Origin of the sequence: Belliella alkalica, from assembly GCF_022549785.1 — a bacterium.
Lineage (GTDB): Bacteria > Bacteroidota > Bacteroidia > Cytophagales > Cyclobacteriaceae > Belliella > Belliella alkalica.
In genome coordinates, this window is the sequence record NZ_JAKZGO010000004.1 from 328,948 (window position 1) to 350,811 (window position 21,864).

Here is a 21,864-nt window from a genome sequence, read left to right on the forward strand (position 1 = left end):
GTAATAGAATTTGGGGGTAAAAAAGAAAAAACAATGAGCCTAGAAATCAAAGTCCCTACCGTTGGGGAATCTATCAGTGAAGTGACAATTGGACAGTGGTTCAAAAAAGACGGTGACTTCGTCGAAATGGACGAAGTAATCTGTGAACTGGAGTCCGATAAAGCAACTTTTGAATTGGCAGCAGAGGCTGCTGGAATATTGAAAACCAAAGCAGCTGAAGGCGATACTTTAGAAATCGGAGCAGTGATCTGCGAAATCAACACAGACGGACAAGCTGGAGGTAAAATCGAAAAGTCAGACAAACCAGCTGAATCATCGTCTTCTTCTTCCGGAGGAGGCAAAACTGGTGAAGTCAAAGATATGATTGTACCTACAGTTGGAGAATCAATCACTGAAGTGACTTTGGCAAATTGGCTGAAAGCGGACGGGGATTATGTGGAATTGGATGAAATCATCGCTGAGGTTGATTCTGATAAAGCTACTTTTGAACTTCCTGCTGAAGCAAACGGTATTTTGAGACATGTTGCACAAGAAGGCGATACTTTAGAAATCGGTGGTTTGATCTGTAAGATTGAAGTAATGGAAGGTGGAGCGCCAGCTTCTGAAGATTCTTCTGAATCAAGCTCAAAGGAATCAGTAAGTACTTCGAATTCTTCTGGAAACGAAACCTATGCTACAGGCCATGCTTCTCCGGCAGCTGCAAAGATACTTGCAGAAAAAGGAATCAGCGCCAACGAAATCAAGGGAACTGGCAAGGATGGAAGAATTACAAAAGAAGATGCGGAGAAGGCTGAAAAATCAGCTCCAAAGCCAGCAGCGAAGCCAGCTGAATCCAAAAAAGAAGAAAAACCTGAAACTGCACCTAAAGTAGCTGGATCAAGAGATAGCAGAAGGGAGAAAATGACTTCCCTTAGAAAAACTGTTTCTAGAAGATTGGTTTCTGTGAAAAATGAAACAGCCATGTTGACCACTTTCAATGAAGTGAACATGGGACCAATCATGGAAATGAGAAAAAAATTCAAAGACCAGTTTAAGGAAAAGCATGGTGTAAACCTTGGTTTTATGTCATTCTTTACCAAAGCAGTTTGTGTGGCATTGCAGGAATGGCCTGCGGTGAATGCACAAATTGACGGAAACGAAATCGTTTACAATGATTTCTGTGATATTTCCATTGCCGTGTCTGCACCAAAAGGACTAGTAGTACCTGTAATCAGAAATGCAGAGGCAATGAGCTTTGAGGAAATCGAGAAGGAAGTAGTGAGATTGGCTACAAAGGCAAGAGACAACAAATTGTCAATTGAGGAAATGACAGGAGGTACATTCACATTGACCAATGGAGGTATCTTCGGATCCATGATGTCTACTCCAATCATCAACGCACCTCAGTCTGCTATCCTAGGAATGCACAATATCGTAGAAAGACCAATGGCTGTAAACGGCGAAGTGAAAATCCTTCCAATGATGTACTTGGCGCTTTCCTATGACCACAGAATCATCGATGGTAGAGAATCCGTTAGCTTCCTGGTAAGAGTAAAACAACTATTGGAAGATCCAACGAGATTGTTGTTTGGAGTTTAACAAAGGATGAATTAGGAAGGTAGAGGGATGAATAGTTCCTCTACCTTTTTATTATAAAATCAAGTTTTAATTTGGGAGATGCAAGTCTTGTTTCTTGAGTCTCACATCTAAAGTCTAAAAATATGTACGACGTAATCGTAATCGGCTCCGGTCCAGGAGGATATGTTGCTGCTATTAGAGCAGCCCAATTGGGAATGAAAACTGCCATAGTAGAGAAATACCCAACACTTGGAGGGACATGCTTGAACGTTGGATGCATTCCTTCAAAAGCACTTTTGGATTCCTCCGAACATTATCACAATGCTGCCCATACTTTCAAAACCCACGGGATCAATTTGAGCAGCTTGAAAGTTGATATCAAACAGATGATTGCCAGAAAAGATGATGTTGTAAAGCAGAATGTCGATGGTATTCAGTATTTGATGAAGAAAAACAAAATTGATGTTCATCAAGGTTTGGGTTCCTTTGTAGATAAATCCACCATCAAAGTAACCAAAGATGATGGCTCTTCCGAGAATATCCAAGGCAAAAACATCATCATTGCTACGGGTTCTAAACCTTCTACACTTCCTTTTATCAAGTTGGACAAGAAGAGAGTCATTACTTCTACAGAAGCCTTGAACTTGAAAGAAATTCCAAAAAACATGATCGTAATCGGTGGTGGTGTGATTGGAATGGAATTGGGGTCTGTGTATGGCAGAATGGGAGCGAAAGTTTCTGTAGTTGAATATATGGATTCACTTATCCCAACTATGGATAGAACCATGGGTAAGGAATTACAAAAGTCTTTGAAGAAATTAGGCTTTGAATTCTACTTGAAACACAAAGTGGTGGAGGTAGAAAACAAAGGGAAGGAAGTAGTAGTCAAAGCGGAGAACTCTAAGGGAGAAACTGTAGAGCTGAAAGCTGATTATGTGTTGGTTTCTATTGGTAGAAGACCTTACACTGATGGCTTGAATGCAGAAGCTGCAGGAGTTAAAATTACAGATCGTGGTCAAGTGGAAGTTGACGATCATTTGAGAACGAATGTATCGAACATCTACGCTATAGGAGATGTAGTGAAAGGTGCAATGCTTGCTCACAAAGCCGAGGAAGAAGGTGCTTTTGTAGCTGAAGTTATTGCAGGACAGAAGCCACATATCAATTACAACCTTATTCCAGGAGTAGTTTACACTTGGCCTGAAGTTGCTGCAGTAGGTTTTACTGAAGAGCAATTGAAGGAAAAAGGTGTCAAATATAAAACCGGCAAGTTCCCATTCATGGCATCAGGAAGAGCAAGAGCTTCTATGGATACCGATGGATTGGTGAAGGTATTGGCAGATGCTGAGACAGACGAGATTTTGGGAGTACACATGATTGGCCCAAGAACAGCAGATATGATTGCAGAAGCAGTTGTTGCCATGGAATTCAGAGCTTCAGCAGAGGATATTTCCAGAATGTCGCATGCGCACCCGACCTATACAGAAGCATTCAAAGAGGCATGTTTGGCTGCTACAGATAATAGGGCTTTGCATATATAATCGAACTTATTCTTCGCGGGAAGAAAATATTTCAATAAAAACATAGTTCATATCTCTCCTATTAATTTGGGAGAGATTTTTTTCGTTTGATGGCTTTGGTCTCAGATGACCTAAAGCACTAAGCTACAAGGTTACAGTTGTAAGGTCTCTTTTTATTCTTTTGAAATTGAAGAACTCGAGACAACAAAAAATCCATCAGCGGAAAGAAACACCATTTAATCTTAGTTAAATTTGTTCACACGTTAGAAAGGTATTTTTTTGATATTTGCAATGAGTATAAAATTGATATTATGAAAAATTTCCCCACCCTTGAAGAGATCAGAATTGCACATCAAAGAATTCAACCTTTTATCCACAAGACACCAATTATGAGCTCAGAAGCTATAAATCAAATGGCAGGCTGTGAGATATTCTTTAAATGTGAAAATTTTCAGAAAGTCGGTGCATTCAAGGCTAGAGGGGCAGCAAATGCAGTAGTCAAACTCACTGAAGAGCAAAAGAAAAATGGTGTAGCTACACACTCATCTGGTAATCACGCAGCCGCATTGGCTCGGGCAGCAACTGTGGCTGGAATTAAATCATACATCGTTATGCCATCTTCAGCTCCTGAGATCAAAAAGAAAGCTGTAAAATCTTATGGAGGTGAAATCATAGAATGTGAGCCCAATTTGATAGCAAGGGAAACTACTTTAAATACGGTAGTGGAAAAGACTGGAGCCACATTTATTCCTCCTTATGATTATTTCGATGTCATTGAAGGACAAGCCACTTGCGCTCTGGAAATGTGGGAGGAAGGAATTGACTTCCATACCATCATGGCTCCAGTAGGTGGTGGTGGGCTTCTCGGAGGCACTGCACTGACTACCAAATACATTTCACCCATAACCAAAGTTATTGGTGCTGAGCCTGAAGGGGCTGACGATGCTTTTAGATCATTTCAGTCAAAAAAACTAATCCCCATGCAAGGGCCAAATACCATAGCGGATGGATTATTGACATCTTTGGGGAAATTGAATTTTGAAATCATCTTGGACCATGTGGATGATATTCTCACGGTCAATGACGAAGAAATCATTGCTGCCATGCGCCTCATTTATGAAAGAATGAAAATAGTTATAGAACCCAGCTGTGCAGTTCCACTGGCAGCTTTGCTCAAAAATAAGGAGCATTTCAAAGGCCAAAAAGTTGGGATTATTTTAAGTGGAGGAAATGTTGATTTGGAGAAGTTGCCATTTTAAATCAAAAAAAATAACTTTTTCATATTTTTTATAAAATTTGGTTTAGATTTAAACCAAATTTATCTGTTTTATATTGAATAAAATCAAAACTAGCATTGAAAAGAACTGTGAAAGTTGGTCTGGTTCAGAATTCTTGTTCTAAAGACCTTGCCGAAAATAGAGAAAAAGCAATAGTGGGCATCAAGGAAGCTGCCAAAAATGGTGCCCAGATCATTTGCTTGCAGGAGCTTTTTGGCTCCTTATACTTCTGTGATGTAGAAGACCATTCGAATTTTGAACTTGCAGAAAAAATACCAGGTCCGTCTACTGATTTTCTTTCCCCTCTTGCCAAAGAATTGGGAGTCGTTATCATAGCATCACTCTTTGAAAAAAGAGCAGAAGGACTGTACCACAATACTACTGCGGTCTTGGACACAGATGGGGCTTATTTGGGGAAATATAGGAAGATGCATATTCCCGATGATCCAGGATATTATGAAAAGTTCTATTTCACTCCTGGAGATTTGGGATACAAGGTGTTCAAGACTAAGGTTGCTACGATAGGGGTTCTGATCTGTTGGGATCAATGGTATCCCGAAGCTTCACGGATTACTGCATTGATGGGAGCAGAGATCTTGTTCTATCCTACTGCCATTGGTTGGCACAAAGACCAAGATGACACCACCAACAAAGAACAGTATCACGCTTGGCAGACCATTCAAAAATCCCATGCTGTGGCAAATGGTGTCCCTGTAGTTTCTGTGAATAGGGTAGGAGTAGAAGGGGATATGAGGTTTTGGGGAGGTTCTTTTGTCACCAATGCCTTTGGTTGGGTTACATATCAGGCCAGTCACGAAGATGAAATGGTACACGTAGAAGAATTGGACATGGAGAATTCTGATAGATATCGTACACATTGGCCTTTCCTCAGAGACAGGCGCATAGAAACCTACAGTCCCATCACCAAGCGTTATATAGATGAAGATGAATAGCCTCTCACAAAAAACCGAATCACAAGCGACTCCAAAAGAATTGGGTTATTCATTTCCTGCTGAATTTGCCACGCATCAATCGACTTGGCTGAGTTGGCCACACAAGGAAGCATCTTGGCCTGGGAAGATTCATACCATATTCCCTGCTTATGCAAATTTTGTGAAAGCTTTGGCAGCTGTAGAAGAAGTGCATATCAATGTAGCAGATCAACAAATGAAGTCCTTTGCTACACAACATTTGGAGGAAGTAGGCACAGACCTATCAAAAGTTTTTTTTCATGATTTCCCTACCAATGATGCTTGGTGTAGAGACCATGGTCCGGCCTTTTTGACAAATCCACTTTCAGATCAGCCCAAGGCTTTGGTGAAATGGAATTACAACGCTTGGGGAGGAAAATATCCACCGTTTGACCTTGACAATCAGGTTCCATATCATATCGCCGCATACAGAAATATCCCTTGTTTCACTCCAGGGATTATTATGGAGGGCGGTTCCATTGAGGTCAATGGTAAAGGGACTCTTTTGACCACTGAGGCTTGCCTTTGCAACCCAAATAGAAACCCACACCTTACCAAACTTCAAATAGAAAAATACTTGGTCGATTATTACGGAGTAGAGAACATCCTTTGGCTAGGGGATGGGATTGAAGGGGATGATACAGATGGTCATATTGATGATCTGACGAGGTTTGTAAATGAAGACACTGTGCTGACAGTAGTGGAACACAACAAAAAGGATGTCAATTACAAACCTTTGAAGGAAAACACCAAATTGCTTCACAAGCTTCGACTCGAAAATGGAAAGCAGTTGAATGTAATAGAACTTCCAATGCCTGCTCCAATTATATTTGAAGATATGAGGTTACCGGCATCATATGCAAATTTCTACATTGCAAATGATCTTGTTGTAGTGCCTACTTTTAGGGATGACAATGATGAAAAAGCTTTGGAGACCATTGCTTCTGCTTTTCCCGAAAGAAAAGTAATTGGTATAGACTCTTTAGACTTAATCTGGGGACTTGGGAGTTTTCATTGCCTAAGTCAGCAGGAACCTATATAAACTAAAAAAGCCCCAAATTTGGGGCTTTTTTATGTTTGTAGCGTTGCATTTATTGGTCAACTAATTCTGAATTAGTTAGATCCACCTTGTACTCCACCTTGAGGGATTGGAATACCTAATTTCGTCAAGACCAATTCTGTAAATTTATCATCATCTCTAGTGTACAATAATACTGGAGCTTGGCCAGCTGACTCAGAAAAGATGTGAGTGTAGTTATTTTCGGCAGCTACTGCATTGATTGCATTGAATACCTTAGTTTGAACAGGCTCTAAAAGCTCCTGTAATTTTCTTTGGTAAGAAAGTTGTGAATCTTCTCTGTATTTTTCTAAGTCCTGATTTACTTTCGTAAGCTCTTGTTCTTTTGCATTTCTTGCTTCTTCAGTCATAGTCTGTGCAGCTTGTTGATAAGCCTGTACCTGTCTCTGAAAATCCGAAGTTTTTGTCTGGATTTGGGTTTGAAGTTGCTGCGAATAGTCTTGTATATCCGCCCCAATTTGCTCCATTTCTGGCATCAAATCCATAATCAATTCAACATTGGTATAGCCAATTTTTACTTCTTGAGCCTGAGCTACGAATCCTACGCAAAAGATAGCGATTGCTGAAAGGATAAATTTTGCTTTCATCATTTTAGTTTTTATTTGTTTTTTTATTTGTTTTCTATTCCTAATTCTTCCAATACAAATTCAGAGTAATCATGACGTGGATCTGTATAGATCAAGCCCATATTGGCAGCTTTGTCATGCAAGGCAGCAAGCCCATTTCTTTTGGCCACCCGATCGATGGCATCAAAGATTTTGGATTGTAGTGGTTGTAGCAATTCTGATTGTTTTTGGTAATATTGGCCATTGATGCCAAATACCCTATTGTTGAATGCTACAGCACTCTTTTGCTTCTCTTCGATCGCAGCCATGCGTTCTTGATACATCTCCTCTGTCAATAATACTTCCTCTGCTTTTAAGTTGGAAAGCATTTCTTTAACTTCTCTTTCCAAATTTTGTGCCTCTTTTTTCCAAGAGGCGTTTAATGCTTCCAATTCATTCTGAACAAGCTTGTAATCAGGATGTTTGTTCAGGATATATTCGGAATCTATATAGCCCCATTTTTGTGCTGATACTTGCTGAATCCCTGTTGTCATCACCAAACTTGCTGACAAAATTAACAAATTCAAGAAATTTTTCATGATTATCTGAATTGTTGTCCAATAGTAAAGTGGAATTGTGGACCAGATCTGCTTCCTCTTTGTGATTGATTAGTAATAAATCGTTCCTCAAGAGGATCAAAACCATAACCCCAATCTATTCCCAATAAACCGAATGCCGGCATAAATATCCTTGCACCTACACCCGCAGACTTATAAAGATTGAACGGGTTATACTCTGCATAGGATCCCCAGTTATTTCCTGCCTCAGCAAAACCAAGTAGGAAAATCGTAGCAGATGGATTTGGTGATACCAAGAACCTCAACTCCATCACATGTTTGTTATAAGCTACACCACCTCTTCCACCTTGATTTGGTGTGAGGACTTGGTTTTCATAACCTCTCAGACCTATGATTTCCTGACCCAATGCAAAGTTGTTGAAGGTCATTCCATCACCACCAAGTACAAATCTTTCTAATGGAATCATGCCTATTCTATTTCCATAGGAGCCCAAGAAACCCATGTGTGACCTTGCACTGATGACCCATTTGGTAGAGCCAAATACAGGGGTATAGAATGTAGCATCAAACATCCACTTATGATACTCTAACCACTTGAACCGCTCTTCATCAGGAGATTCTCGGTTTATATTTTGATTAAGTGATGAATATGGTGGAGTAAATGATGTGGCCAAAGAGATATTAGAACCTAATCTTGGATAGATTGGGTTGTCAACGTTGTTTCTAGAGATGGTCGTATTGAATGTTACACTGTTTGACCTTCCTGTATTATATGTCAAACCAAATCTTTCTCCAAATCTGTCAAAATTATAAACTTGATATTGAATGGAGTTACTAATCATAAAGTAATCATCCGGCCATGTTACTCTTTTTGCTAAACCTAAAGTGGCCCCTGTGATACTAAAAGAACCTCCATCACCAAATGGGTTTTGTGTTTGAACACCTCCAAATCCTGGAAAACCAATTTGTCTTTGAACAGAGTGGTTGAAACTAAAGCTTAGTGCATTTGGTTTTTTGCCACCAAACCAAGGCTCTGTCAAAGAGGCACTATAGTTTTGGAAAGATCTACCATTTGCTTGTACTCGCAATGAAAGTTTTTGTCCATCTCCTACAGGAAGCGGTCTCCATTTATCAAAATTACCAATGTTTTTGATGGAAAAGTTATTGAATACCAATCCAACAGTACCTACAAATCCGAAGAATCCACCCCAACCTCCAGACAGCTCTACTTGGTCATTTGGTCTCTCTTCTAATTTAAACACGATATCTACTGTAGCATCCTCAAAGTTTGGACGCATATCAGGTTCTATATTTTCTGGATCGAAGTATCCCAATTGTGATAGTTCTCGTATTGTTCTTACAAGTAAGCTTCTATTGAATTTTTGCCCTGGAAGGATTCGGATTTCACGCATTACCACATGGTCTGATGTCCTTTCGTTTCCTTCTATAGAGACAGAGTTCACAGTTACTTGTGGACCTTCAAGTATTCTCAATTCTATGTCAATAGAATCATTTTGAACATTGATTTCTACAGGGTCTATATTGAAAAATAGATAGCCATCATCTTGATAGAGCGAAGATATATCATCACCTTTTTGAGGATCATAATTCAATCTTTTGCTTAGTTTTTCTTTGTTATAAACATCACCTTTTTCGATACCTAGTTTTGCCAACAAAACGCTGTCCGAATAGATGTAGTTACCAGTAAAATTGATATCTCTATAATAATATTTGTTGCCTTCTTCTAATGATAAGCCTACGTTTACTGTAGTTTCTGAATACTTGTAAACTGTATCTGACAGGATTTCAGCGTCCCTAAATCCTCTGGAATTATAGAAATCAATTACTTTTTCTTTGTCCTCTCTGAAGTCTTTTGTGACGAACTTCGAACCATTGAAAAAATTCAGTTTGAAGTTTTTATTCATATATGTAATCACCTCTTCGTCAGAAACAGGATTTCTATATATAATTGCTTCTTTGGCAGATTTCGGAGTTGTATTGGTCAATCTACTGTAAAACTCTCTAAAAATATGTAGCCTTGGATGTTCTTTTGTGCCTTTTAGTTTCCCTTTGACTTTTCTATCGCTGATCTCCTCATTACCTGAAATAATAATTTCATTGATTTTAACTTTTGATTTAGTGTCAACATCAAATTTCAATTTAACACTATTTGGTAATGTGGTATCTCTTTCCTGAATTACTTTTACTTCAGTATTCAAGAAGCCTTTGTCCACAAAATACTGTCGAATATTCCTTTGGGAGGTATTGAGAACATCATCTCTTACTACTCTACCACGGATTTTGACTTTATCTTTTAGCTCACTTTCTTGGGTTTTGTTTACCCCAGAGAACTCCACCCTGCTGAACCTCGGCCTTTCGGTCAAATCCAACAATAGATAAATATCATCACCTTCTATTTTTGTCACTAAAATTTTAACATCGCCAATAATGCCTTGTCCCCAAAGTTTTTTTAGCGCATTGGAAATTGCATCTCCTGGTACTGAAATCATATCATCTACCTTCAATCCTGAAAGAGAAACAATCGCAATTTCATCAAGTGTTGCAAGACCCACAGCCTTGATTTCTGCTATCCTAAACTTTTGCGGTTTTGAATAATTAAGTTCCAAAATATCCACCGGTTTTGGAGAGGTATAACGACTCTGACCCAAACGAATCTGAGCCTGAAGTGAACCTGCCGTAAGGAGGAGAGCTAGGATAATAAAGTACTTTTTCATCAATTATTTATGATTTAATCTGAGTTCCGGTTTTACCAAACCTTCTCTCTCTCTTTTGATAATCCAGAATAGCAGCTTCTAAATGCTCTTTTCTGAAATCAGGCCACAACACATCTGTAAAATACAGCTCTGTATAGGCCATTTGCCAAAGTAGAAAATTGCTGATTCTCAGCTCTCCACTTGTCCTGATCAATAATTCTGGATCAGGCATGTCATCCGTATTTAAATGAGAAGCAATAGCTTCCTGATTTATTTCTTCCAAGGTCATTTGACCATCAACTACTTTTTTGGCAATGTTTTTTACTGCTTGCTCCAATTCCCACCGTCCACTATAGCTTAATGCTAGGTTTACCCTGACTCCAGTGTTGTTTTTAGTGGTTTCTACTGTGTTTCTAAGATTCCTCTGCATACTTTCGGGTAAACTTTTTATGTCTCCTATTGCTGTTAGGCGGACATTGTTTTTCACCATTCTTGGGAGTTCACTTATAAAACTGTTGATCATAATTTCCATCAAGGCACTTACCTCATCAGCTGGTCTCGACCAGTTTTCTGTGGAGAATGCATAAAGAGTTACTATTTTCACTCCCAGATCATCTGCTGCTTCTATTGTGTCACGTACTGCTGCTAGGGCATGTTTATGACCAAACACTCGCATAGCACCCTTTTTTTGTGCCCAACGACCATTGCCGTCCATGATTATAGCTATATGTCGAGGGATTTTTGTACTGTCTATTGATTCCTTCATTCCGTTCAAATCCAAATACGGTTTTTTTTGGAGGTACAAAAATGCTATTTCTTTTTCAATATTCTAACCTAACGGTCAATTAATTAATAAGCATAACATTTATATGAGTTAATGGAGTAGCTTATGCTGACTCCCAAAAAATAATACCAGTCTTTGTCACTGTAATTCCCGAAGTAAATACTGTTTCTCACTTCATCTGGTAGTGGTTGAATATTTCCGTCGTTATCTGTAGTTCTCAGGAATCTTTCTTGACTGTCTATTCTGTCCAAGAAATCAGTAAAGGTCGCCCGAAACCCTAGTTCCATGGCTAGGATCCAATTGTTAGTGATTTTGTATTTTACTCCTATACCAAATGGAATGACCGGGGTTGCCAATGAATATCTTCCTCTATCATCATTTCCGTCAAAATTGAATGCACCCCTTCCAGAAAAGTAGGTAAACCCAAGACCAAAGAATCCATAAGGTGAGTACCTATGCTCCGATTGCGGATGTAAATAATCCAGAAAATGATATTCCATCACTGCTGAAGCTTCAAAGATATTTCCTTTGAAATATGCATTTCGAAACTCTGATACAGGATCTATTGGATTTATATTATCTGCTGCACTGATACGGCCATATGATAAACCTGCCCTCAGTGACCAAACATTGTCAAAATTTCGTCTGCCAAACAACGTGCCTTGAAGTCCTACTCTGCCTTTGTCTAATCTTCTGACAATATCACCTGAGTACGCAGCCACTCCCAAGCCTCCTCCAATTTCATATTGTTGTGCTTTCACCTCTACAATCGACAGCATGCACAATAGGCATAATGTCACTGAATATACAAGGAGACTAAAGTTGACTTTTTTCAAGACGTTGCAATTTATGAAGTACTTAACGATATAAAAACCCACTTTGGTATTTACAGGGTTAATTTATGTTAAGACTAGGTTTCGACTCACAAAGATGAAAAGATTAGTGTCAATTCACAAGTTCTTCTCTTGCTTAAATCTCACCTCCTCTATCTCAATTTCTCCTCCTAAACCATATATTTGCTACACGTTTCAAAAAAAATATATCTATGTCCGTGGAAATTTTTAATTCTTTAGATTGCTTCCCTATTATGGGAGAGAAGCTTAATCGATCAAATACACTTCCTTTGGATTTTTCCCCTTCAAACAAAGATTTGGCTTTGGTGGAATTGGAGATCACTGGTGAATTTGATTCTTATGTTTTTGGGCAGTTGAAGAGTGCAGGTAAGGATTATGGTATTGGTGGTTACATGGAGCACAGATCCATTTACAGTAGAAGCGATGTTTTTGTAACTCAGGATCAGGATTTTAGGGATATTCATTTAGGTATTGATATCTGGACTGTTGCAGGACACCCTGTCTTTGCTCCTTTGGATGGAGAAATTCACAGCTTTCAGGACAATGCTGGATTTGGAAATTATGGACCAACTATCATTCTTCAACATAGTATTGAAGGTAGGACTCTTTACAGTCTTTATGGGCATTTATCAATCAAAGACTTGCAGGGAATTGCAATAGGCCAAAATATAAAAAAAGGTGATTTGCTTTGCCATTTGGGGCCCTTTCCTGAAAATGGAGACTGGCCTCCTCATTTGCATTTCCAATTGATGTGGGACATGCATGGGATGAGTGGGGACTTCCCTGGTGTTTGTTCCCACAGAGAAAAGGAGAAGTTTCTCAAAATTTGCCCTGATCCAAATTTAATTATTGGTTTTCAGTAAATGAATTTGCATTCGTGATCAACCGGATCCCTTCAAGTGTTAGGTTTTTGTCAACCTTGTCAAATGTCGATTGAAGATTGGATAAAATAGATGCAAGCCCACCGGTAGCGATTATCTTGAAAGTTGTAGAAGTCTCATGTTCTATTGCTTCAATCATGCCTTTTACCAAACCTGTGTAGCCATAGAGAATTCCAGCCTGAATTGATTCCACCGTATTTTTCCCAATTGCTGATTTTGGGAATTTCAACTCTACTTCGGGAAGTTTTGATGTGTGATGAAAAAGTGAACGTTTTGCTGTATTCAAACCAGGAACTATATTCACCCCCATCACATTACCCTTTTCTCCAACTATTGTAAATGTCAAAGCGGTCCCAAAATCCACAATAATGCAATTTGACTTGAACATCTCATAGGCAGCAGTCACATTACACATCAGGTCTGTACCGATTTCGTTTGGCCTCTTTGTTGATACTTTTAGTTTTTGGTAACTCTTACCTGAAATCATATGCAGAGGAGCCCTTAAAAATTCCGCACAAAATTGCTGGATTACAGGAATTATTTCTGGAACCACAGAGCTAAACCCAACCTGATAGATCTGTTCATATTTGATGTTGTTTTCCAGGAAAAAAAGATGGAGTTCTTTTTCCAATTGAAGAATACTGATATCTATCCGGGTGGTTACTCTACACTCATGTTTCCAGGCAGCCTCTTGCTTGTCATAAAATCCAAAAACAATATTTGAGTTGCCTGCATCAATTGAAAGAAACATAGGTTGGTGATTATTTTTGTCCAAATATAAAAATTGATTTCAACCTTTTTAGAATTTTGGCTAATTTCGAATATGTATAAGATTAGAAAAGGAGAAAAAGAAGATCTTCCAAGGGTTTTAGAATTGATCAGGGAACTTGCACTTTATGAAAAAGCACCCGAGCAAGTTTCTAATACTGTAGAAATGATGGAAATGGATGGATTTGGTCCAAATCCAATTTATGGTTTTTTTGTCGCGGTCAAAGAGGCAACACAAGAGATTATTGGTATCTCAATTTATTATTATCGCTATAGCACTTGGAAAGGTAAAAGACTTTATCTAGAAGATATTGTGGTGACAGAATCTGAAAGAGGGTTCGGTGCTGGAAAGTTACTTTTTGACAGAACCATGATGAAGTGCCTTGAAGACAAATGTTCTGGAATGATGTGGCAGGTACTCGACTGGAATGAACCTGCTATCAATTTCTACAAAAAATATGGTGCGGATTTGGATGGTGAATGGATCAATTGCAATCTTCAAGCTGATGAAATTCAAACTTTGCTTTCATAAGTTGGAACTTAAAAAATCATTAGGTGAATTTTTACATGAAATCAGGAGGGTAATCATTACATACGCCACGCCTGTGCGCCTAGGTGCAGCGAGCAAGGGTTATTAGTCGATTAGTTATCAGTGTACTAATTGATTTAAAACATATCATTTTGCTTAGCTACGAGTTAGAAAGCGGACTTACTGATTCAAAAAATAGACATTCAAGGATGCATATTGGTTTTATTGCATCCTTTTACTTTTAATCCAAGCTTGGCAAATTCAATTTTTCCTCACGGCAATCATCTTAATACTGATCACTGTTGAAATAGAGATCAAGACATTCTAGTGCCATTCCTTTCCAAAGTGGTTTTGTGATCAAAAACTTTTCCCCAAACTGATTCCAAATCCAATTGGGATAAATTGAACAGGTTTTTCTGAAACGCCAGAATTATAGAATGCTAAGGTAGGTGTATATCCTATTCTATAAAAAAAGCCTCCATCAGGCTTCTGATAGCGATACCCAATTCTCGCCATAAGGAATCTATCCCAATATGTTTTTTCCTCAAGTTCGCCTGCCTGATCAGGGTCTGAGAGAAATCTTCTGTTTAGAATCGTGAAAAATCCTGCTCCAAACTCAAAATGATGTTTATCTCTCCCAAGAAACGCTGTAATTTCTGCTGGAAAGACAGGAATCAAATAGCCAGAATGAATGGGTTCACTGGGTTGGCGATATCTCAAAGAGAAACCTACACTTGCTGCTATTTTTAATTTATTGTTTTGATGTATAATGCGCCCATAGTTGACGGCATACTGAAGCGGATTTCCCCCGAGTTCAACAAATAAAGAGTTTTTAGCAGTGAAAATTTCAGCCTCTTTTTGGGCAAATGAACTGAATTGGAAACATAGGAAAAAGACCAAAGTGGAAGAAAAAAAGTGTTTACAACATATTGATTCCATAGCTGTATTGAGTTTAAATGAATATTCACAAAAAAGATTTTAACACTTTTCAAGATCTAAAATAGTCAAATAAATCTTTTAATCCAAGCTAGGCAAACTCAGTTTGTATTTTACAGCTATCATCCGAATACTGATTACTACCGACATAGAGATCAGTAGGTTATAGTCTCTTTCCAGGCCAAAATGATTTAAGATCAAATATAAAATAGCACCGGTAAGACAAGCACTGGCATAGATTTCTTTTCTAAACAAAATCGGGATTTCATTGGTCAGGGTATCTCTCAATACCCCGCCCATTACTGCAGAGAACATTCCCATGATTGCTGCAATCTCTACACTTACGCCCAAGCTAAGCGCTTTCTCTACTCCCAATACAGTGAAAAAACCAATACCCAATGTATCAAAAAGGAACATGGTCTTCCGAAGTTTCAGCAAGAATTTCTGGAAGAAAAATGCAGATAGAATCCCCGCAAAGATGGCATACAATACATGTACATCCCCAATCCAAACCAACGGATAGCTTCCAAGAAGAATGTCTCTCAAGCTACCACCTCCGATGGCTGTGATGAAACCTGTAAAACCTGCACCAAAGAGATCATGTTCACGATCTCTCACAGCAAGTGCTCCAGAAATAGCAAAGACAAAAGTTCCGGCAAGTTCTAGCGGGTATTGTAAATCCATGGGGAGATAATTGAAATTTTCCCTAAAGATACCAAAAAATTATCTGTAGCGTTTTCTAATCGAATTACGTCTAGGGGGAAAATTGTTGACCATATGAAAAATCTAAAATTTCCAGCCATACTAATATTCTTGATGACAGCTTTTGCATTTCAGTGCGAGGATATCACCCCAAATGAAGTAACTGATTGCATTGATCCATCAAAAATCAAAAAAGATGCGGCTTGTTACATGATATATGCTCCTGTATGTGGTTGTGACAATAAAACATACGGCAATGATTGTATAGCTATCAATGCAGGGGTGAAGTCATTTACTCAAGGTGCTTGCAAGTAATTCTAATCTTGCTGATCTTCATACCATTTTTCTTCGAATGTTGACTCCACTTCAACATCAGCTGTCAGTACTTTGTAAACCATCCAAAGTATAAGGAGTGGTGATACTGAGAATATGAATAAAATTACAGCGATATTGATGTTGGTAAATAGAAATGTCACATAAATAATCAAGATTGCAGTGACCCAATAGACTGGTGAGAGGAAATTTTTCATGATTTTTTTGTTTATTCTTTCAATAAGGTAAACTAGCAAGCACCTATTCTTGTTATGTGCCTGTTATGAAAGGATTCAGATTTACACAATATATACCGCCACAAGACCCCGATAAGAATAATTTTGAAAATTTGCTGAATATCTTCCTCCAATTAGTGACCATGACTGGAGGAGATGCTGCTGAAGCATTGAGTTGGTTGACTAATTTGGACAAACAATACAACCTGACCAACCCTCAATATGGCATTGGGGATTTTATCGAAGACCTCAAGGCAAAAGGATATTTGACAGAGCAAAATCAAAAAGGGGAATTCAAAATCACTGGGAAAGCAGAGCGATCAATAAGAAAATCTGCGCTAGAGGAGATTTTTGGGAAATTGAAAAAATCAAAAGGAGGACAACACAAAACCAAACATTCTGGAACAGGAGATGAAAGAGGTACTGATAGGAGACCTTATTCTTTTGGAGACAATTTGGATCAGATTGCACTTACTGATTCCTTGAGAAATGCCCAAGTCAATCATGGTTTTTCTGGGGATTATTTACTCACAGAAGACGATCTTGAAATCGTGGAAAATGAAGTCAGAACACAGACTTCTACTGTTTTGATGATTGACATTTCTCATTCCATGATCCTTTATGGAGAAGATAGGATCACACCTGCCAAAAAAGTTGCTATGGCGCTGGCTGAATTGATCAAAACTCGCTACCCTAAAGACACCTTGGATATCATTGTTTTCGGAAATGATGCTTGGCAGATTGAAATCAAGGATTTGCCCTATTTGCAAGTTGGCCCATACCATACCAATACTGTTGCTGGGTTGGAGCTTGCCATGGATTTGCTTCGAAGAAGAAAAAATCCCAACAAGCAGATATTCATGATTACAGATGGGAAACCTACCTGTCTGAAAGTTGGGATTAAGTATTATAAAAACAGCTTTGGAATAGATAGCAAAATCCTTAGCGAAACCCTCAAACTGGCAGCACAATGTAGAAAATTGAAAATTCCGGTAACCACATTTATGATTGCTTCCGATCCTTATTTGAAAGAGTTTGTAAAGGAATTTACAAAAGTAAACAATGGAAATGCGTACTACAGTAGCTTGAAAGGATTGGGAGATTTGATTTTTGAAGATTATAAGCGTAATAGAACTAAAAGATTTTAAATAAAATGGAGTATAATAAACTAACTGCAAAAGAATTACTGAATATAAAAACATTGGGAGAGTTAAAGGCTGCTGGCTACGAACCCAAATCTATCAAAGAAGAGCTCAGGCAGAATCTGATTTCCAAAATCCAAAAGGGAGAAAATGTCTTTGAGGGGATTTGGGGATATGAAGATACAGTTATTCCTGATATCGAAAGGGCGATTCTTTCTAGACACAATATCAATCTACTCGGATTGCGTGGACAGGCAAAAACAAGGATTGCTAGGATGATGACATTTTTGTTGGATGAATTTGTGCCAGTCATAGAAGGTTCGGAGCTCAATGATGATCCTTTAGCACCACTTTCATCATCATCCTTGGCGCTGATAGAGGCCAAGGGAGATCATACACCAATCGCCTGGTGGCACAGGGCTGATCGTTACACAGAAAAACTAGCTACTCCAGATGTTTCCGTAGCTGATTTGATAGGTGATGTGGATCCCATCAAAGCCGCTACTTTGAAATTGTCATATAATGACGAAAGAGTAATTCATTATGGATTGGTACCGCGCTCACACAGATCGATTTTCGTGATCAACGAACTTCCAGATTTGCAAGCCCGAATCCAAGTAGCACTTTTCAATATCTTGCAAGAAGGCGATATTCAGATCAGAGGTTTCAAACTTCGCCTTCCATTGGATATTCAATTTGTCTTTACAGCAAACCCAGAAGATTACACCAACAGAGGTTCTATAGTCACACCTTTGAAAGACAGGATTGAAAGTCAAATCATCACGCATTATCCAAAAACGATAGAAATTGGAAAACAAATCACAGCCCAAGAAGCAAAACTAGATGGTAAGCCTTTGGACAAGATCCATGTGCCAGAGCTTATGAAGGATTTGATCGAGCAGATTGCCATAGAAGCAAGGCATAGCGAATATGTGGATGAGAAAAGTGGTGTTTCAGCTAGATTGACTATTTCTGCTTATGAAAACTTGATTTCTGCTGCTGAGCGAAGGCTTTATAAAAATAAGGAAGAAAATACCGTTGTCAGAATTTCAGATCTTATAGGAGTGATCCCAGCGATCACGGGGAAAGTCGAATTGGTCTATGAAGGAGAGCAAGAAGGAGCAGGGTTGGTTGCATACAACTTAATCGGTAAGGCAATTAGGACCATGTTCGTTGATTATTTTCCTTCTCCAGAGCAAAAGAAAAAAGACAAAGAGGGCAATCCTTACGTGTTGCCATTATCCTGGTTTGGCGAAGGGAATTCACTTGATATTCTTGCTTCCCAATCTGACAAGGAGTACAAAACAGCATTACACAATGTGCCGGGTTTGGAAGAGATAATTACGGCAACAATCAAAGGACTTCCTGAGAAAGAAAAAGAGTTCTTTATGGAATTTGCCTTACATGGCTTGGCGGAATACAGCCAACTTAGTAAAAAATTGCTTGATACAGGCATGCAATTCAAAGACCTCTTCAGTTCTATGTTTGACATGGGTGCTCCCGATGAAGATGAATTCGATGAGGATGATAATTGATACCTTTATCTAAAGTCGAAAAACAATTTCGTCTCGACAAAAAGGTCTTTGAACAAAAAGGGGCGTTAGCCCTGTTCTCTTCGTAAAAAAAAACGAAAGACTATTAAACGAGGGGCGTAGCCCTGAAATCTAAATAATAGTAAGTGAATTAAAAAAGCCCATAGCCTGAATAAAATCGGGCTATGGGCTTTTATGCTAAAATCGAGTGCTTTGAAGAATCCTCTAAGTCCTATAATAGAGCCTCTAGTGAAAATATAAGTGGTAGTTATTTATATTTCGCCGTAGGCTTACTTCGACTATATTTCAAAAGACCTTAGCATGTTTCTTTTGCTTAGCTGTTTTACTTATCCTTAGAATTCTGATTAAAGAACTCTCTCAGCTTGATTGAAGAAGAAGTTTCCTTCGATTGCTGCATTTTCGTCAGAGTCAGAACCGTGAACGGCATTCGCCTCGATAGATGTAGCGAAGATTTTTCTGATTGTTCCTTCTGCTGCATCTGCAGGGTTTGTAGCACCGATCAATTTACGGAAATCCTCTACTGCGTTGTCTTTTTCCAAGATCGCTGCGAAGATAGGTCCTGAAGACATATATGCACAAAGGTCAGCGTAGAATGGTCTAGCCTGATGAACTTCGTAGAATTTACCTGCCAATTCAGGAGTCAATTTAGTAGCTTTCATTGCTACTACTTTGAAACCAGCTTCTTCGATCATTTTCAAGATAGCACCAGCATTTCCTGCTGCAAAAGCATCAGGTTTGATCATGGTGAAAGTTCTGTTAGTTGCCATATTATTAGATTTATTTCGTTTTTATGAATTAGGGTGCAAAAATACGGGAAATAAATGAAGTTCCGAATGATGTAAGTAAAATCTGTGTTATCTCTTTTGTTTTGAGTGCCTTATAGATATTGGGATTTTTAAAAAATTATCATGACCTTTGCAAACTGTGTTCTCAAAAGGACAGGTACAAAAGCTTTAAAATGCAAGCATTCGAGTTATTTAAAAATAAAATCGCCACTCCAGCAAAAATAGTCATAACTACCCATTACAAGCCAGATGCAGACGCATTGGGTTCCTCGTTGGGATTAGCTAACTATCTGCTGAAAAAGGGGCACGAAGTTTCAGTGATTACACCATCTGATTATCCATCTTTCCTTCACTGGATGAAGGGGAATGATGCTGTAATCAACTTTGAGGATAAAAGTGTCCAGCAAGATGCAATAAAGAAAATTCAGGAAGCTGAAATTATTTTTTGCCTCGATTTTTCATGTTTGAGCAGGCTTCAGGCCATGCAGGACTATGTCAAAGATTCCAAAGCTTACAAAGTGAACATAGATCACCACCAAGATCCAAAGGATTTTTGTGATTTTAGATTTTGGAGTACAGATGCTGCCGCTACTTGTGAATTGTTGTATGAATTGATCGTAAAGGTTGGGGACAAGGATCTTTTGGACTCTGATATTGCAGAATGCCTTTATTCTGGGATCATGACAGATACAGGAGGATTCAGACATCCCAATACGACTAAAAATGTTCACCTAATTACAGCAGAATTGATTGAGCTGGGAGCGGATAATTCGAAAATCTCAAAATTGATCTACGATACCAATAGCGTCAACAGGCTGAAATTCATAGGTTTTGCGATCTCTAGAAGATTGATGATCAATGAGGATCTCAAAATTGCTTATTTTGCCATCAGTAAAAAGGATCTTCGAAAATACTCTTCCCAAACAGGAGATACAGAAGGTTTGGTCAATTATGCTTTGTCAATAGGTGGGATCAAAATAGCAGCATTATTCACAGAAAGAGAAGATGGGATTAAGATATCTTTCAGATCTACTGAGGAAGTGGCTGTCAATAAATTTGCACAAGAATATTTCAATGGTGGTGGGCACAAAAATGCTTCCGGCGGAAAATCGGACTTGACTTTGAGCGAAACAACAGAGAAATTTGAGAAATTAATTAAAGAAAACTATAATACATTATTCAAACAACTTGAACTTATCCATGAAAAAAATTAAGAGTCTTTTATTATCAACCGTCGTTTTTGCAGCAGCAATAGGTATGGTTTCTTGTACCAAAACAAAGAAAACGACAACTGATGGCATCGAATATACCTATATCAAAGAAGGTAAAGATAGCCCAAAAAATGGTGAGTTTGTCTTATATAACCTAATCGTGACAACTGAGGATGATTCTACATTCATTTCTACATATGATCAGAATGCTCCTCAATATTTTGTTTATAATGATTCTTTGGAATCAAATATGGGAATTGAGGAGATATTACTTGGTTTGAAGAAAGGTGATAGCATCGTATTCGAAGCACCTGCTGTTAAGATTTTTGGTGAATTCAATACGCCACCATTTATCAAGGCCAATGCTAACGTGAAAGTTAGAATGAGTGCTTTTGAATTAATGGACGAAGAAGGAATCAAAGCTTATTTCGCAGAGCTACAGGAAGCTCAAATAAAAAAGCAAGCTGAACTATCTGTAAAACAACTTGAAGAAGATGTGAAATTGATAGAAGAGTATATTTCTAAAAATAATTTGAATGCAACCAGGACAGAATCGGGTCTGTTCTACGTCATAGAAGAAGAAGGAAGTGGAGATCAGATTGAGACAGGTCAAGTGGCCTCTGTAAATTATGCAGGATACTTGATGGATGGGACGGTTTTTGACACCAGTGTGAAAGAAAAAGCACAAGAAGCTGGAGTGTATAACGAACAAAGAGATCAATATGACGGATATGCACCCCTTGATGTAGAAGTGGGAATGGGAAGAGTAATTCCAGGATGGGATGAAGGTCTAGGACTTTTGAAAAAAGGATCTAAAGCTAAGTTGCTAATTCCTTCTACTTTGGCATATGGTGAAAGAGGTTCTGGAGCTGTGATCAAACCTAACTCTGTTTTGATCTTCGACGTAGAAGTCACAGATGTAAATTAAAAA

22 protein-coding genes are annotated in these 21,864 nt (G+C 38.5%); 12 read left to right on the plus strand and 10 right to left on the minus strand.

Annotation, left to right across the window (positions count from 1 at the left end):
- Positions 1-33 precede the first annotated feature (33 nt).
- The 5 genes from odhB to MM213_RS07055 all read left to right on the plus strand — a co-directional run bounded on the left by odhB (position 34) and on the right by MM213_RS07055 (position 6,367).
- Positions 34-1,578 (plus strand): 2-oxoglutarate dehydrogenase complex dihydrolipoyllysine-residue succinyltransferase, encoded by a 1,545-nt coding sequence (gene odhB, locus MM213_RS07035; RefSeq protein WP_241410801.1) that lies wholly within the window; start codon positions 34-36, stop codon positions 1,576-1,578.
- A 122-nt stretch (positions 1,579-1,700) separates the two neighbouring features.
- Complete coding sequence (gene lpdA, locus MM213_RS07040) at positions 1,701-3,098, plus strand: dihydrolipoyl dehydrogenase (RefSeq protein WP_241410803.1); 1,398 nt, start codon at positions 1,701-1,703, stop codon at positions 3,096-3,098.
- A 290-nt stretch (positions 3,099-3,388) separates the two neighbouring features.
- Complete coding sequence (locus MM213_RS07045; protein WP_241410805.1) at positions 3,389-4,336, plus strand: pyridoxal-phosphate dependent enzyme; 948 nt, start codon at positions 3,389-3,391, stop codon at positions 4,334-4,336.
- Positions 4,337-4,431: 95 nt separating this feature from the next.
- Entirely contained in the window at positions 4,432-5,307 is an 876-nt protein-coding gene (locus tag MM213_RS07050; RefSeq protein WP_241410807.1) for a carbon-nitrogen hydrolase, read from the plus strand.
- Positions 5,300-6,367 carry an agmatine deiminase family protein gene (locus MM213_RS07055; protein ID WP_241410879.1) on the plus strand — a complete coding sequence of 356 codons (1,068 nt, stop codon included), beginning with the start codon at positions 5,300-5,302 and terminating at the stop codon, positions 6,365-6,367. The genes MM213_RS07050 and MM213_RS07055 overlap by 8 nt, the downstream gene beginning before the upstream one ends.
- A gap of 71 nt (positions 6,368-6,438) precedes the next feature.
- On the opposite strand, the gene MM213_RS07060 is transcribed toward MM213_RS07055, so the two are convergent.
- From MM213_RS07060 to porG, 5 genes are all read right to left on the minus strand, one after another.
- Positions 6,439-6,993, minus strand: a complete 555-nt coding sequence (locus MM213_RS07060) for an OmpH/Skp family outer membrane protein (protein ID WP_241410809.1) — start codon at positions 6,991-6,993, stop codon at positions 6,439-6,441.
- A gap of 20 nt (positions 6,994-7,013) precedes the next feature.
- Complete coding sequence (locus MM213_RS07065) at positions 7,014-7,547, minus strand: OmpH/Skp family outer membrane protein (protein WP_241410811.1); 534 nt, start codon at positions 7,545-7,547, stop codon at positions 7,014-7,016.
- Positions 7,548-7,549: 2 nt separating this feature from the next.
- Complete coding sequence (locus MM213_RS07070) at positions 7,550-10,261, minus strand: BamA/OMP85 family outer membrane protein (protein WP_241410813.1); 2,712 nt, start codon at positions 10,259-10,261, stop codon at positions 7,550-7,552.
- Positions 10,262-10,268: 7 nt separating this feature from the next.
- Complete coding sequence (gene uppS, locus MM213_RS07075; RefSeq protein WP_241410815.1) at positions 10,269-11,006, minus strand: undecaprenyl pyrophosphate synthase; 738 nt, start codon at positions 11,004-11,006, stop codon at positions 10,269-10,271.
- An 83-nt stretch (positions 11,007-11,089) separates the two neighbouring features.
- A complete protein-coding gene (porG, locus tag MM213_RS07080; protein ID WP_241410817.1) occupies positions 11,090-11,860 on the minus strand; it encodes a type IX secretion system protein PorG in 771 nt (256 codons plus the stop codon).
- A gap of 251 nt (positions 11,861-12,111) precedes the next feature.
- On the opposite strand from porG, the gene MM213_RS07085 reads away from it, so the two are divergent.
- Complete coding sequence (locus MM213_RS07085) at positions 12,112-12,741, plus strand: peptidoglycan DD-metalloendopeptidase family protein (protein ID WP_241410819.1); 630 nt, start codon at positions 12,112-12,114, stop codon at positions 12,739-12,741.
- Here the strand turns inward: MM213_RS07085 and MM213_RS07090 are convergent.
- Positions 12,725-13,510, minus strand: a complete 786-nt coding sequence (locus tag MM213_RS07090) for a type III pantothenate kinase (RefSeq protein WP_241410821.1) — start codon at positions 13,508-13,510, stop codon at positions 12,725-12,727. The two genes, MM213_RS07085 and MM213_RS07090, sit on opposite strands and share 17 nt — an antisense overlap.
- 72 nt (positions 13,511-13,582) lie before the next feature.
- Here MM213_RS07090 and MM213_RS07095 point away from each other — a divergent pair, with 72 nt between their 5' ends.
- On the plus strand, positions 13,583-14,059 hold the full coding sequence (locus MM213_RS07095; RefSeq protein ID WP_241410823.1) for a GNAT family N-acetyltransferase: 477 nt from the start codon (positions 13,583-13,585) through the stop codon (positions 14,057-14,059).
- Positions 14,060-14,413: 354 nt separating this feature from the next.
- Here MM213_RS07095 and MM213_RS07100 read toward each other — a convergent pair whose 3' ends face one another.
- Positions 14,414-14,995 carry a hypothetical protein gene (locus MM213_RS07100; protein WP_241410825.1) on the minus strand — a complete coding sequence of 194 codons (582 nt, stop codon included), beginning with the start codon at positions 14,993-14,995 and terminating at the stop codon, positions 14,414-14,416.
- Positions 14,996-15,073: 78 nt separating this feature from the next.
- Positions 15,074-15,676, minus strand: a complete 603-nt coding sequence (locus MM213_RS07105; protein WP_241410827.1) for a trimeric intracellular cation channel family protein — start codon at positions 15,674-15,676, stop codon at positions 15,074-15,076.
- A 93-nt stretch (positions 15,677-15,769) separates the two neighbouring features.
- Here MM213_RS07105 and MM213_RS07110 point away from each other — a divergent pair, with 93 nt between their 5' ends.
- Positions 15,770-16,009, plus strand: a complete 240-nt coding sequence (locus MM213_RS07110) for a Kazal-type serine protease inhibitor family protein (protein ID WP_241410829.1) — start codon at positions 15,770-15,772, stop codon at positions 16,007-16,009.
- A 2-nt stretch (positions 16,010-16,011) separates the two neighbouring features.
- Here the strand turns inward: MM213_RS07110 and MM213_RS07115 are convergent, their stop codons facing one another.
- Positions 16,012-16,224: a hypothetical protein gene (locus MM213_RS07115; RefSeq protein WP_241410831.1), complete on the minus strand. Its 213-nt coding sequence runs from the start codon at positions 16,222-16,224 to the stop codon at positions 16,012-16,014.
- 65 nt (positions 16,225-16,289) lie between these two features.
- Between MM213_RS07115 and MM213_RS07120 the strand changes: the two genes are divergently transcribed.
- Together MM213_RS07120 and MM213_RS07125 are read left to right on the plus strand one after the other, a co-directional pair.
- A complete protein-coding gene (locus MM213_RS07120; protein ID WP_241410833.1) occupies positions 16,290-17,390 on the plus strand; it encodes a vWA domain-containing protein in 1,101 nt (366 codons plus the stop codon).
- A 5-nt stretch (positions 17,391-17,395) separates the two neighbouring features.
- Positions 17,396-18,919, plus strand: coding sequence for a P-loop NTPase family protein (locus MM213_RS07125; RefSeq protein WP_241410835.1), 1,524 nt, complete (start codon positions 17,396-17,398; stop codon positions 18,917-18,919).
- Between the two features lie 362 nt (positions 18,920-19,281).
- Here MM213_RS07125 and MM213_RS07130 read toward each other — a convergent pair whose 3' ends face one another.
- A complete protein-coding gene (locus tag MM213_RS07130; RefSeq protein WP_241273910.1) occupies positions 19,282-19,704 on the minus strand; it encodes a nucleoside-diphosphate kinase in 423 nt (140 codons plus the stop codon).
- A gap of 191 nt (positions 19,705-19,895) precedes the next feature.
- On the opposite strand from MM213_RS07130, the gene MM213_RS07135 reads away from it, so the two are divergent.
- Both MM213_RS07135 and MM213_RS07140 read left to right on the plus strand, forming a co-directional pair.
- A complete protein-coding gene (locus MM213_RS07135; protein ID WP_241410837.1) occupies positions 19,896-20,936 on the plus strand; it encodes a DHH family phosphoesterase in 1,041 nt (346 codons plus the stop codon).
- The gene (locus MM213_RS07140) at positions 20,923-21,861 is read left to right on the plus strand and encodes an FKBP-type peptidyl-prolyl cis-trans isomerase (RefSeq protein ID WP_241410839.1); all 939 of its coding nucleotides are present in this window, start codon (positions 20,923-20,925) and stop codon (positions 21,859-21,861) included. The genes MM213_RS07135 and MM213_RS07140 overlap by 14 nt, the downstream gene beginning before the upstream one ends.
- Positions 21,862-21,864: the final 3 nt, after the last annotated feature.